Genomic DNA, 13,168 nt, shown 5'->3' on the forward strand with positions numbered 1-13,168 from the left:
ATTTGTATTATATTTGTTTTTGTAAATAAAAAAATCTACCAAATGAATGCACTAGGAAAAAAAATTCGTTTATTGAGACACCAAAAAGGGTGGAGCCAAGAAGATGTTGCGAAGAGATTAGATATTTCAATTCCAGCTTTTTCTAAAATTGAGACAGGAATTACAGATGTTAATCTTTCTCGTCTAAATCAGATTTCAAAACTATTTAATTTGTCTGTAGTTCAATTATTATCCACCTCCGATACTGAGGAAGATAGAGAATCTTTGAATGAATTAGCAGATTTAAACAAAAAATTGCAATTGCGTGAAACAGAAGTTATTGACTTGCAAAAGAAAGTAATCGATCTTTACGAACAATTACATAAGAAATAGGATTTTATTCAATTTGGGAATGAATAAAGAAAAGGCTTGCAGATTATCTCTGCAAGCCTTCTTACGTTTTTAATGGACAACATTGAGCTGCTTTTATTCCGAGGTAGATTTATTATGATTAAAATTCGTCTTCGTCGTCGAAATCATCAAATTCACCAATAGAATCAATGTCATCTAAATTAAAGTCATCTTCTAAGATGTCATCAGAATCATCATCAGGTCCATTGAACGAACCGAATTTCTCATCATCTTCTACATGCATAGACTCACTTTTCATCATTGCCGTGTTCATAAAATTATGCTTTAATATTGCTTATTTAATAATGTAAAATTATATAACAAAATTCGAACTTAAAACTTTTTTTTAAAAAAAATAACCAATCTAAAAGATTGATTATTAATTGTGTTGGTTGATTTGTTTCTAAAGAAAAAAATGACTATTGTAACTATTCAACAACTTCACCTATTGTATTTTCTTCTGAAACAATATCTTTCAATTGTGGTAAATCTCTCACACCATTAATACCAAAATGATTCATAAATTGAGCACTAGTACTATAAAGCAAAGGTTTACCTATTGCATCTGATTTTCCTGCAATTTGAATCAATCTTTTTTCTAATAACCGTTGAATAGAGTAATCACAGCTAACACCCCTTATTTGTTCCACCTCAAGCTTGGTAACCGGTTGTCTATAAGCGATAATAGCTAAAGTCTCCAATGCAGCTTGACTTAGTTTTTTCTTGTCTCGATGGATCTGTAATTGATTGATCGCTTCATGATAAGTAGATTTTGTCAAGAATTGATAAGCATTATTAATTACTTTTAATTCGAGCACTTGGTCTTCAGACAGATGTTTTTCAACTATTCTATCGATTAAATTTTGTATTTCATCTTTTGAAACCTCAATAGCTAAAGCTTCTTGAAGCACTAGCTTGATATCCTGAACTGTAATACCCTCTTCCGAAGCATAAATAATCGCTTCTATGTTATGAATAATATCTTTCACCGATTTTAATAATTGATAACTTGTTCGACCATATGCTCCGGTAGCTCACGGAAATCATAACGTTGAGTTCTCAACTGCGGTTCAAAACCAGCCTCTTTTATTGCTTCTTGAATAGAATTAGCCGTAAACCGATGCGGGGCTCCTGCGGCAGAAACAACATTTTCCTCAATCATAATGGATCCAAAATCATTGGCTCCTGCATGTAAGCAGAGTTGAGCAGTTCTTTTTCCAACGGTTAACCAAGAAGCTTGAATATTTTTAATATTTGGAAGCATAATCCTACTCAAAGCAATCATACGTATATATTCTTCTCCAGTCACATCATTCGTGATGCCCCTTAATCTTTTTAATAGCGTTCCATCATCCTGGAATGGCCAAGGAATAAAGGCGATAAAACCATAATTGCCTTCTGATTTTTCAGCTTGCACTTCTCTAATCCAAACTAAATGTTCAAAACGTTCCTCAATGGTTTCGATATGTCCAAACATCATCGTTGCTGAAGTAGGGAGATTAATTTGATGCGCAGCACGCATAACATCTAACCACTCTTTACCACCACATTTTCCTTTCGATATCAGACGTCTAACTCGATCATTTAAAATTTCGGCTCCAGCTCCAGGTAGTGAATCTAGTCCCGCTTCTTTCATGGCTTTTAAAACCTCAATATGACTCATGTTCTCTAATTTAGAAACATGAGCAATTTCTGGAGGACCTAAAGAGTGAAGTTTTAATGTTGGGTAAAGTTCTTTCAACTTTCTGAAAAGATCAGTATAAAAGGCTAAACCGAGATCAGGATGGTGTCCACCCTGTAACAATAACTGGTCTCCTCCATATAAAAATGTCTCCTCAATCTTTTGCTTGTAAGTTTCAATATCTGTAATGTAACTTTCGTCATGACCAGGTCTACGGAAAAAATTACAAAATTTACAGTTTGCAATACAAACATTAGTCGTATTTACATTACGATCTATTTGCCAAGTGACCTTACCATGAGGAACTTGAATTTTACGTAATTCATTTGCTACATAGCTCAAATCTGCTGTGGCAGCATGATGATATAAATACATGCCCTCTTCTTTGGTTAAGAACTCAAATTTTAAGGCTTTTTCTAATAAACTGCTTATATTCATTAGAACAAATATAAGCACCTTTTACCTTATATTTATTGATTAACTGTAAGTTTTCGTTATACGAAGTCTATAGAATTAAAATACCATATTGTTTATTCAAAGCACTATTATTTTGAACAACTTGCAGGGATATCAACACTAAGGTCTTGATACCAGGTTATTTAAAAAAATGTACACTTAAAGCCTTATGACATTGATTGTAATGCTTGTAGCTAAAATTGTACAAGACTACGAAATGGTTTATGTCCCAATTTTCGTAGTTTTACCAAGATGAAATGTTTTAAGAAAATACTCCCTATTTTTATTTTATTCTTAAATAGCTATATTGTTTATGCTCAGCAATTTACGGATGTTTATGCTAAATTACAACAATCTCAAATTCTTAACGACCATTTTTTTGGATTTTCCTTGTATGATTTAGACAGTAATCGGTTTGTTGTCGATATTAATGGCCATAAGCACTTTACACCTGCTTCCAATACAAAGGTTTTTACACTTTATACAGCATTGGAAATACTAGGAGATTCTATACCAGGTTTACAATATGTAGAAAGGGGAGACTCTTTGCTGTTTTGGGGGACAGGGGATCCCACTTTTTTGCACAGTAAAATGGATTCTCATATTGTTTATAACTTTTTAAAGAATACAGACAAAAAATTATTTTTTGTTCCAACTAAAATGCAAAATAGATTTTTTGCAGCAGGTTGGGCAATGGATGATTTTGATGCCTATTATCAACCTGAAATCGCAACTTTTCCCGTTTATGGTAATGTAGTAACATTTAGAGAACAGGCAAATAATAAGATGAGCATTGTTCCTTCATTTTTTCAAAATAAATTGACACTCAATCCTGCCATTGACCATGGAGAATTTTCATTAAGTCGAGCATTTACTAAAAATGAATTTTGGAAATCTCGAGAGACGATACCCAATAATTATGTGAATGAAATTCCCTTTAAATACGATGATTCACTTGCTATTAAATTATTGTCAGATACCTTACATAAAAATATTCAAATAATAGGGTATACTAAACCTAACCAAGTAAAAACTATTTACTCAAATGCAACGAGTTATGTACTACGAGAAATGATGTTACCAAGTGACAATTATTTAGCAGAACAGATACTCATGATGAGTTCATTACAAAAATTTGAAACATTTGATACTTATTTGGTTCGAAATTGGATGCAACAAACCCATTATAAGTATTTCTCAGATGAAGTTGTTATACATGATGGGTCAGGCCTTTCTTCTTATAATAAAATCACTCCTCAAAGTATGGTTGATGTTCTGGTCAGTATCAAAAATAAACTTCCTGATGAATCTAGAAGATTTAAACTATTCTCTACAGGAGGCGTTGATGGAACATTAAAACGTTCCTATAGTTTGGATCAGGGTGTTCCATTTGTATTTGCGAAGACAGGAACCGTTACATCTGTTTACTGTCAAAGTGGATATTTGATAACAAGATCAGGGCGAAAGATGGCGTTTTCGTTTTTAAATAATAATTTTATTGATGAAAAGGCAAGTACAATAAGAAAAGAAATGGTTGACATTGTCACCTATATTAGACAAAATTATTAATATTTGAGTATACGATGCATATTCATTACTTTTAGTCCACTAATCCATGATATGTCAATAATTGAAAAGAATAACAAGAAACTCATTCGCTCTTGGGCGATGTTTGATTGGGCTAATTCAGCTTATAATTTGGTCATTACATCAACAATCTTTCCCGTCTACTATACAACGATTACAAATACAAAAGAACATGGAGATGTCGTTCGTTTCTTTGGATTTGAATTGGTCAATACAGCATTATCCAATTTTGCGTTAGCAGTTGCGTATCTGGTGATGGCACTAACGTTACCTTTTATTTCCTCTTATGCAGATGCAAATGGAAAGAAAAAACGGATCATGAAGATTTTTACTACCATTGGAGCAACAGCCTGTATGGGACTTTTTTTCTTTAAACTGGAGACGTTAGAAATTGGAATTGTTTGTTTTGTTTTGGCTGCGATGGGGTATATTGGAGGTGTTCTTTTCAATAACTCTTACCTTCCTCTTCTAGCCTCCGTAGATCAGCAAGATAAAGTGAGCGCACAGGGTTTTTCTTATGGTTATGTTGGCTGTGTGACCTTACAGATCTTATGCTTTATTGTGGTATTGAAACCAGAGTGGTTTGGCATCGTGGATCCCTCATTACCCGCTAGAATTTCATTTTTGATGGTCGGAATTTGGTGGTTAGGATTTTCCTTGATTCCATTTCGATATCTGCCAAATATCCCTGCTACAAATAAAGGTGATGGTTTATCTTTAGTTGAAAAAGTAAAGTCTGAAATTGCTTCCGTTTGGAAACACATTCAAAAGATACCCGAGATTAAGAAATTCTTACCAGCCTATTTCTTTTATGGTATAGGCGTACAAACCTTAATGATCGTCGCATCAGCTTTTGGTGAGAAAATTTTGAATCTAGGTGCTACAAAATTAATCGGTACAATTTTATTGATTCAATTAGTGGCGATAGCAGGTGCTTTTATTATGTCCGCTATTTCTGCTCGAATCGGGAATATTAAAGTATTGATGATGGTGGTTTGCATTTGGATTGGCATTTGTATATCGGCTTATTTCCTAAAAACCGAAATACAATTTTACATTTTGGCGGCTTTGGTTGGTTTAGTCATGGGAGGGATTCAATCTCTTTCAAGATCGACTTTTTCGAAATTAATTCCCGAAGATATTCAAGATACAACTGCTTTTTTCTCTTTTTATGATGTCACTGAAAAACTGGCAATTGTTGTGGGCTTGTTTTCTTTCGGAATGATTGAACAGATAACACACAATATTAGATATTCGACATTATCCTTATCTTTATTTTTTGTAATTGGATTGTTACTGTTAATACGTATGTTGAGGTACAATAAATCCTAAATTTAAATTTTACATTATTATACTATGAAAGTTGAACTTTTTGTTCCTTGTTTTATTGATCAATTATATCCAGAAACAGCATTTAATACGATTCGTTTGTTAGAAAAAGCTGGATGTGAGGTTGCTTATAACTCGGAGCAAACCTGCTGTGGTCAGCCTGCTTATAATGCCGGTTTTTGGGATGATGCAAAACAAGTTGGACAAAAATTTTTAAATGATTTTACTGCAGATCATTATATTGTATCTCCCTCAGCATCTTGTACAGGCATGGTGAAACATAGCTATAATGATTTATTCAAAGGAGCTGCAGAGCAAAAGCAGTGTGCTGCGATTCAGAAAAATATTTTTGAAATATCCGATTTCTTGGTCAATGTCGTTAAGAAGGATTATTTTGGTGCAGAACTAGAAGGAATTGCCGTGTATCATGATTCATGCTCTGCATTGCGCGAATGTAAAATCAAAGACGAACCAAGACATTTACTAAGTAAAGTGCTTGGACTAGAGTTGGTTGAAGTAAAAGATAGTGAAGTCTGTTGTGGTTTTGGAGGAACTTTTTCAGTGAAATTTGAAGGTATTTCGTCTGCAATGGCAGAACAAAAGGTCACAAATGCGTTGGACATGCATGCTGAATATATTATTTCAACAGATGCATCTTGTCTACTTCAATTACAGGCGTATATTGACCAGCATAAATTACCAATTAAAACCATACATCTTGTGGATGTATTAACAACTGGCTGGGGAAATATTTAAAAAAACAATAACTTAAACTAAATACTACAATTATGAATTCAAGAAGAGATTTTCTCAAAAATTTGGGTTTAACTGCTGCTGGTGTAGCATTACTACCAAACTTAGATTTATTGGCTGCACCTAAGCAATGGTTTGATATTTCCTTAGCAGAGTGGTCCTTGCACAAAACGCTTTTTAAAGGTGATTTGAAAAATATAGATTTTCCTGAATTAGCAGCAAAAAAATATGGAATTTATGGAGTAGAATATGTAAATGCTTTCTTTAAAGATAAAGCAAAAGATATGACGTATTTGAAAGATTTGAATCATCGTGCTAAAGATAATGGTGTTCGCAACGTTTTGATTATGATCGATGGAGAAGGAAATTTAGGAGATGAAGATGCAACGAAACGTAAACAAGCTGTGGATAACCACTATAAATGGATTGATGCGGCAAGCTTCTTAGGATGCCATGCAATTCGTGTGAATGCAGCTGGTAAAGGTACACCAGAAGAAGTTAAAAAAGCTGTCGTAGATAGTTTGTCAACATTGGCTGAATACGGTAAAAAATCTAAAATCAGTATTATTGTTGAAAATCATGGTGGTATTTCTTCACATGGAGATTGGTTAGCAGATACGTTAAAAACAGTTGGGAAAAAGAACTGTGGAAGCTTACCAGATTTAGGTAATTTTTACGAATATGATCGTTACCAAGGAGTAACAGATTTAATGCCTTATGCAAAAGGTGTGAGTGCTAAAACACACAATTTTGATGCAGATGGTAATGAAACCCAAATCGATTACGCAAGAATGCTTAAAATCGTAAAAGACGCTAAATTCAAAGGTTACATTGGTATTGAATACGAAGGAGATAGTATCAGTGAAGAAGAAGGTATCTTTGCTACTAAAAAATTATTGGAACGTTTACGTCCAACAATTTAGCATAACAATTGAAGTAATTAAGGTAAAGTATAAAGCTTACCTTAATTACTTTTGAGTAAATCAGTACACAAAGAAGAAAATAACTTCCTAAATAGGTATACTATCCCCAGTAGAAAATGTATATTAAAAATTCCGCAAATTTTTAATAATTATACCCCGCTTTTTAATATGATGTCTTATCATTATGTCAAGTGATAAATCAATGAATCAGGTTTTTTAGAACAAAATTTTTATACTGCTCAGAACTTTTTTGGAAATTAACACCCATAGAAAGAGTCGGATGCTAATTTCTTGAGCCTATAAAAAAAGGAAAAAATTGGTTTGATTTAACAAATCAATTAAAAATAGTATTTTGCAACGCCTATTTGGAAAGCAAAATTTTGTACAATAAAAATACAACACATATATGAGCCAGTTAAAAGATGACGCACTTACCTCACATTTGCAAACACTGCAGGTGGATAATATTCTGGTGAAAGGGCATCCTGCAGGGTTATTCGTCTTATTTTTTACTGAAATGTGGGAGCGTTTCAGTTATTATGGTATGCGTGCGTTGCTTACTATTTTCTTAATCAGTGAAATTACGAATGGAGGGTGGGGCTGGACAAATGCGGAAGCCGTGAAGCTATATGGTCTTTATACTGGATTTGTATTTTTAACACCACTCATCGGAGGAATGATCGCGGATCGTTTAACAGGTTATAAAAAGGCTATTTTAATTGGCGCATTGATTATGACTTGTGGCCATGCTGCTATGGCTTTAGAAGGTATTCATGCTAATTTTTTCTTCCTAGGTTTAATTTTGATGATTTTGGGAAATGGATTATTTAAGCCTAATATTGCTTCTATGGTTGGGAAATTATATCCAGACTCCAGTAGTAAAAAAGATGCAGGATATACAATCTTTTATATGGGGATCAATGGCGGAGCATTTCTAGGGATGATGCTCTGTGGTTACATTGGCGAGAAGGTTGGCTGGCATTATGGTTTTGGTTTAGCAGGTCTTTTTATGTTTTTGGGCATGTTACAGTTTTATTTTGCACAACGCATCTTTGGCACCATTGGTGAATCTCCAAAGGCAGTTGAAACCGATAAGATTAAAGATCAAAATCAAGAAGAGGTAAATACATCGTCCCATGTTAATCGTGATCGTTTAATTGTCATCGGTATTTTTATGTTTGCAAGTGTCATCTTTCACTTGGCTTTCGAACAAGCAGGAGGGTCAATGACCATTTTTGCAAAAAACTATACCCAACGTGTACTAGATGGTCATACAGCAATTATTTTTAAATGGATAGATGCAGCTTTGACCGTATTTCCAATCCTGGTTGTCACGACTGTCTTGTTTGCTTTAGCAAAAAAGATATGGTCTAAATATCCGATGATTGTTATCTGTTCAGGAATCTCGTTTGTTATTATTTGGATCCTTTGTGGTTGGAAATTGCAGAGAGAATTTAATTCCTTATCGTCTGAAGTAACAGTTTCCTGGTTCCCCATGTTAAATTCCTTTTTTATTATCACACTCGCCACTTCTTTTAGTCGTATTTGGGAGAAAGTGTGGAACCCTTCGGGACCAATAAAATTAGCTTTGGGTTTGGCCATCGTTGGTTTGAGTTTCGCTGTACTTTCATATGGAAGTTTAGCTATTCCACAAGGTGCAAAAACAGCATCCGTCAGTATGATCTGGTTAATATTGGCTTATTTTCTTCAAACAGTTGGTGAACTTTGTTTATCACCAGTAGGACTCTCATATGTTAGTAAATTATCACCTAAAAAAGTAATTGGGCTCCTATTCGGAATCTGGTATTGTGGAAATGCAATTGCCAATTTCATTGGAGGTCTTATCGGTTCTTACATTGACGATATAACAGCTAGTTATTCCATGTCTTACTTCTTTGGCATGTTTACGGTAGTTTCTTTTATATTTGCCATTATTTTAGCGCTAAGCAGTTCTGGCATTAAGAAAATGATGCATGGCATTCATTAATCATATCTTTTTATTTTTTTTTGCTAAAATTTTATTAATTTGCTAAAATTTTAAACATAAATAATCCTATTTAAAACTTATATGAATCTAGAAAAAGACGAGTTACTTATTTCCCATCTGAAAAAACAAGGTGTGGACGATAAGATGGTAATTGGACATCCTGCGGGGTTATTTGTACTATTTTTTACCGAAATGTGGGAGCGCTTCAGCTACTACGGTATGCGTGCTTTGCTTACCTTATTCCTCATTAGTTCAATCGCAGATAAGGGTTGGGGATGGAGCAATAAAGAAGCAATGGAATTATATGGGCTCTATACAGGCTTGGTTTATCTAACCCCATTAATTGGAGGGATGATTGCTGATAAATTGACAGGTTTTAAAAAAGCAATTTTAATAGGCGCATTGATTATGACAATGGGTCATTTATCTATGGCTTTTGAGGGAATAAATGAAAACTTCTTTTATATCGGATTAGGTTTAATGATCTTGGGTAATGGTATGTTTAAACCCAATATCTCTTCAATGGTGGGGAATCTTTATCCTGACACAAGCGCAAAGAAAGATGCTGGCTATACGATTTTCTATATGGGAATCAATGCAGGGTCATTCTTAGGTATGCTCTTGTGTGGGTATATTGGAGAGAAAATCGGGTGGCATTATGGTTTTGGACTAGCAGGTGTTTTCATGTTCTTTGGTATGCTTCAATTCTATTTTGGTCAAAAAATCTTTGGAGTTATCGGAGAATCTCCCAAAGCAGTAAAAGCTTTTCATGATGAAAAAATAAAAAATCATGAAGAAGCAACAGAAGAAGTAATTCCGGCGAATGTTGTGAGAGACCGTCTGATTGTCGTTGCTATTTTTATGATTGCCAGTATCGTCTTCTTTTTAGCATTTGAACAAGCGGGAGGTTCGATGTCTATTTTTGCTAAAAATTATACCCAGCGTGTTCTTTCTGGAAGTGCAGCAACAACTTTTAAATGGATAGATACCATTTTAACAATTGCACCAATGGTTATTGTGAGTATTGTTTTACTTGCCTTAGCTAAACGTATTTATAAGCAATATCCTTTGACCATTATTTTCACGGGCTTATCATTTGTCATTATTTGGTGTTTAGGATTATGGAAAGTTTTTAGAGAGTTCGGTGCAACAGGAACAGAAGTAGGTGCTTCTTGGTTCCAGATATTAAATGCCTTTTTCATTATTTCATTAGCCAATTCGTTTAGTAAATTTTGGGAGAAGATATGGAATCCATCAGGACCAGTAAAATTTGCTTTAGGACTTTTCTTGGTAGGTGTTGGATTTGCAGCATTAGCTTATGGAGCAAGTGATATTCCACAAGGTGCAAAAACTGCTACAGTTAGCATGATCTGGTTGATCGTTGCTTATTTCTTTCATTCTGCAGGTGAATTGTGTCTATCTCCAGTTGGATTATCCTATGTAAGTAAATTATCGCCTAAGAAATTGTTAGGACTATTATTCGGATTTTGGTTTTGTGCATCAGCAATTGCCAATTTTATTGGTGGTTTTTTAGGTTCCTATATTGATCGCATTACGGAGCAACATTCGATGTCTTATTTCTTTATGATTTTTGCCATAGTTCCAGCAGCTACAGCTTTGATATTAATCATTTTAAACCCTATCCTGAAAAAAATGATGCACGGCATCAATTAACAGAAAAACTATAAAAACAAAAAGAAGCTGTATCACAAATCATTTTTGGACATTTGATTCAAAATAATATTCGGTAATATCGCTTGTTATAATACAAAAGACCACCATTCAACTGAATCTTGGTCTTTTGTATTTATATATTTAGTCATAAAGAACTACTACCAAGAATATAACTAAAGCAGAGTCCAAGGATTTAGTTTTTCACTAATCAAGTCTATATCAACTTCGAACCAACTTCGGACTTTCTTCTAACTTCCAGTACTCTTCTACCATACTTTCTCCGCCTTTTTACCACAGTTGACTCGGGAAAAAGGTGTAGCAACAGCGGTAAAAGAGCGGTCCAACTATAATGAAACTTAGAAGTTGGTTAGAAGAAAGTACGAAGCAGGTTAGGAAAAGGGCACTGCATTATCATGACTATATTTGAAAAATACCGCTGGGGTTATAAATAAACCGTTTTGGATAGCTTCTTTTTTATTTTCACAAAAAACAGTAGCATATATTAGATATAATACAATTATTGCATAAAAAATGCGATTGTTTTTTGTTTCTTTGTAAACTGATATAAAATTCCTTTATATACATAAATTAGATTTAAATTATAGATATGAGTCAAGCATCTAATGCTGCATTTTCAGAAGGTGCATCCACAGATTTTTATAAATCAACTATTTTAGGACAACGCTCCGGATTATTTGTACTTTTCTTTACTGAAATGTGGGAGCGTTTTTCATTCTACGGAATGCGTGTTTTATTAATCCAATTTTTAACAGCAACGGTATTAAAAGGAGGATGGGCATGGAGTGCCGAACAAGCAGGAGCATTATATGGAACTTATGCGATGATGCTGTACCTTACCCCAATACTAGGTGGGATTATTGCCGATAAATACATCGGATCTCGACAAGCGGTAATAATTGGAGCCATCATTATGACGATCGGCCATGGGGCTATGGCATTCGATACGCCAACGATGTTCTTTATTGGTTTAGTCTGTTTAGTTATTGGTACTGGCTTTTTCAAACCAAATATGCCCTCCATCTTAGGAGAGATGTATAAAGACTTACCCGAAAAGAAGGATGGAGCATATACAATCTTTTACATGGGCGTGAATGCGGGTGCATTCTTTGGAATGATGCTTTGTGGTTATATCGCCGAAACTCAAGGATGGCATTGGGGATTTGGTTTGGCAGGAATCTTTATGTTTTTAGGAACATTGCAGTTTGTTTTTGCAAAACCTTTAATGGGAAATTTAGGCGTTTTAAATAAATCAAAAGAACATAAAGAAATTAAATCCTTAGAAGAGTCTGATACACGAAATCCATTTACGTCACTTGATTATCTATTAATAGCAATTATTTCCGTCATTGGATTTTTGTATGCCTTTAACGATCCTTTGTCTAAAAATGGCATTGTAGACATGTTTAGTGCATTAGATTTACCCTTCTTAAGGGGTCAATATCTCATGATTATTATCGCGTTGATTCTTTTTATTTACCTGATTATATCACGTATTTTACGCTATGATAAAGTAGTGCGGGACCGGATGTTTGCTGTTGTTTTTCTGGGATTCTTCTTGATTTTCTTCTTTATGAGTTTCGAGCAAGGTGCTACATCATTAGTACTTGTAGCACGTGATAACATTGATAGAAGTTTAACGGGTGGAACACTTACTATTTTCAACGTGCTGAATGCATTATTAACCGTTGTTCCTTTAGCGCTTATATCCTATGTATTGATTAAACTCGCACAAGCTACCTGGAAAAAAATAGCGTTATCAAATGTTATTTTAATCATTTGTTTTGCTTTGATATGGGGGGCAGTCATTTGGATGTTGAAAAATGAGTTTTCTAAGGAAACATCAGAAATTAAAGTTTCTTGGTTCTCTACTTTAAACTCATTCTTCATTATCGCTTTAGCATCGACGGTTTCCAAATTATGGGAATCGAAATATAACCCATCTGCAGCCATGAAGTATGGTTATGGATTGATACTGGTTGCCATTGGTTACTTAATTATTGGATTAGGGTCTTGGGGAATTGCAGAAGGTGTTAAAATATCGATGATATTTTTAGTATTAACATATTTGTTTCACACCTTGGGAGAGCTATTTATTTCTCCAGTAGGTCTTTCGTATGTTTCAAAATTGGTTCCAGCGCGCATGTTAGCTTTTATGTTTGGAATCTGGTATCTAGCGATTGCAATTGCACAAAAAGTCGCTGCGGTGTTAGGAGGACAAGTAGAAACGATTCAACAGGAATATTCTTTAAGCCATTTCTTCTTTTTGTTTACAGCAATTCCAGCTGCAGCAGGTTTATTGGTTATGGTCTTAAACCCAATTATTAAAAAATTAATGCACGGTATAAAATAAAAAATCAGATAGAGCTT

The 13,168-nt window shown here is 34.2% G+C and carries 11 protein-coding genes; 8 read left to right on the forward strand and 3 right to left on the reverse strand.

What is annotated here, in order from left to right; translation table 11 throughout:
* Positions 1 to 42: 42 nt before the first annotated feature.
* Complete coding sequence (locus tag LZQ00_RS02710) at positions 43 to 372, forward strand: helix-turn-helix domain-containing protein (RefSeq protein ID WP_234511707.1); 330 nt, start codon at positions 43 to 45, stop codon at positions 370 to 372.
* A gap of 118 nt (positions 373 to 490) precedes the next feature.
* On the opposite strand, the gene LZQ00_RS02715 is transcribed toward LZQ00_RS02710, so the two are convergent.
* From LZQ00_RS02715 to mqnC, 3 genes are all read right to left on the reverse strand, one after another.
* A complete protein-coding gene (locus LZQ00_RS02715; protein ID WP_234511709.1) occupies positions 491 to 664 on the reverse strand; it encodes a hypothetical protein in 174 nt (57 codons plus the stop codon).
* Positions 665 to 818: 154 nt separating this feature from the next.
* On the reverse strand, positions 819 to 1,379 hold the full coding sequence (gene scpB, locus LZQ00_RS02720; protein ID WP_234511710.1) for an SMC-Scp complex subunit ScpB: 561 nt from the start codon (positions 1,377 to 1,379) through the stop codon (positions 819 to 821).
* Positions 1,380 to 1,384: 5 nt separating this feature from the next.
* On the reverse strand, positions 1,385 to 2,509 hold the full coding sequence (gene mqnC / locus LZQ00_RS02725; RefSeq protein WP_234511712.1) for a cyclic dehypoxanthinyl futalosine synthase: 1,125 nt from the start codon (positions 2,507 to 2,509) through the stop codon (positions 1,385 to 1,387).
* Between the two features lie 270 nt (positions 2,510 to 2,779).
* Between mqnC and LZQ00_RS02730 the strand changes: the two genes are divergently transcribed.
* The 7 genes from LZQ00_RS02730 to LZQ00_RS02760 all read left to right on the forward strand — a co-directional run bounded on the left by LZQ00_RS02730 (position 2,780) and on the right by LZQ00_RS02760 (position 13,151).
* The gene (locus LZQ00_RS02730) at positions 2,780 to 4,096 is read left to right on the forward strand and encodes a D-alanyl-D-alanine carboxypeptidase (RefSeq protein WP_234511714.1); all 1,317 of its coding nucleotides are present in this window, start codon (positions 2,780 to 2,782) and stop codon (positions 4,094 to 4,096) included.
* A 51-nt stretch (positions 4,097 to 4,147) separates the two neighbouring features.
* Complete coding sequence (locus LZQ00_RS02735; RefSeq protein ID WP_234511716.1) at positions 4,148 to 5,446, forward strand: MFS transporter; 1,299 nt, start codon at positions 4,148 to 4,150, stop codon at positions 5,444 to 5,446.
* Positions 5,447 to 5,470: 24 nt separating this feature from the next.
* A complete protein-coding gene (locus LZQ00_RS02740; protein ID WP_234511718.1) occupies positions 5,471 to 6,199 on the forward strand; it encodes a (Fe-S)-binding protein in 729 nt (242 codons plus the stop codon).
* A gap of 32 nt (positions 6,200 to 6,231) precedes the next feature.
* A complete protein-coding gene (locus tag LZQ00_RS02745; RefSeq protein WP_234511719.1) occupies positions 6,232 to 7,119 on the forward strand; it encodes a sugar phosphate isomerase/epimerase family protein in 888 nt (295 codons plus the stop codon).
* Between the two features lie 406 nt (positions 7,120 to 7,525).
* Positions 7,526 to 9,106, forward strand: coding sequence for a peptide MFS transporter (locus tag LZQ00_RS02750; RefSeq protein WP_234511721.1), 1,581 nt, complete (start codon positions 7,526 to 7,528; stop codon positions 9,104 to 9,106).
* Positions 9,107 to 9,187: 81 nt separating this feature from the next.
* Complete coding sequence (locus tag LZQ00_RS02755; protein WP_234511723.1) at positions 9,188 to 10,780, forward strand: peptide MFS transporter; 1,593 nt, start codon at positions 9,188 to 9,190, stop codon at positions 10,778 to 10,780.
* A gap of 607 nt (positions 10,781 to 11,387) precedes the next feature.
* Complete coding sequence (locus LZQ00_RS02760; protein ID WP_234511724.1) at positions 11,388 to 13,151, forward strand: peptide MFS transporter; 1,764 nt, start codon at positions 11,388 to 11,390, stop codon at positions 13,149 to 13,151.
* Positions 13,152 to 13,168: the final 17 nt, after the last annotated feature.

Origin of the sequence: Sphingobacterium sp. SRCM116780 (genome assembly GCF_021442025.1) — a bacterium.
Lineage (GTDB): Bacteria > Bacteroidota > Bacteroidia > Sphingobacteriales > Sphingobacteriaceae > Sphingobacterium.

What these genes read in the sequence shown, in the direction of transcription:
- LZQ00_RS02715 (WP_234511709.1), bottom strand. Translation starts at nt 664, where the DNA reads ATGAACACGGCAATGATGAAAAGTGAGTCTATGCATGTAGAAGATGAT.
- LZQ00_RS02760 (WP_234511724.1), top strand. Translation starts at nt 11,388, where the DNA reads ATGAGTCAAGCATCTAATGCTGCATTTTCAGAAGGTGCATCCACAGAT.
- LZQ00_RS02730 (WP_234511714.1), top strand. Translation starts at nt 2,780, where the DNA reads ATGAAATGTTTTAAGAAAATACTCCCTATTTTTATTTTATTCTTAAAT.
- mqnC (WP_234511712.1), bottom strand. Translation starts at nt 2,509, where the DNA reads ATGAATATAAGCAGTTTATTAGAAAAAGCCTTAAAATTTGAGTTCTTA.
- LZQ00_RS02740 (WP_234511718.1), top strand. Translation starts at nt 5,471, where the DNA reads ATGAAAGTTGAACTTTTTGTTCCTTGTTTTATTGATCAATTATATCCA.
- LZQ00_RS02755 (WP_234511723.1), top strand. Translation starts at nt 9,188, where the DNA reads ATGAATCTAGAAAAAGACGAGTTACTTATTTCCCATCTGAAAAAACAA.
- LZQ00_RS02710 (WP_234511707.1), top strand. Translation starts at nt 43, where the DNA reads ATGAATGCACTAGGAAAAAAAATTCGTTTATTGAGACACCAAAAAGGG.
- LZQ00_RS02750 (WP_234511721.1), top strand. Translation starts at nt 7,526, where the DNA reads ATGAGCCAGTTAAAAGATGACGCACTTACCTCACATTTGCAAACACTG.
- LZQ00_RS02745 (WP_234511719.1), top strand. Translation starts at nt 6,232, where the DNA reads ATGAATTCAAGAAGAGATTTTCTCAAAAATTTGGGTTTAACTGCTGCT.
- LZQ00_RS02735 (WP_234511716.1), top strand. Translation starts at nt 4,148, where the DNA reads ATGTCAATAATTGAAAAGAATAACAAGAAACTCATTCGCTCTTGGGCG.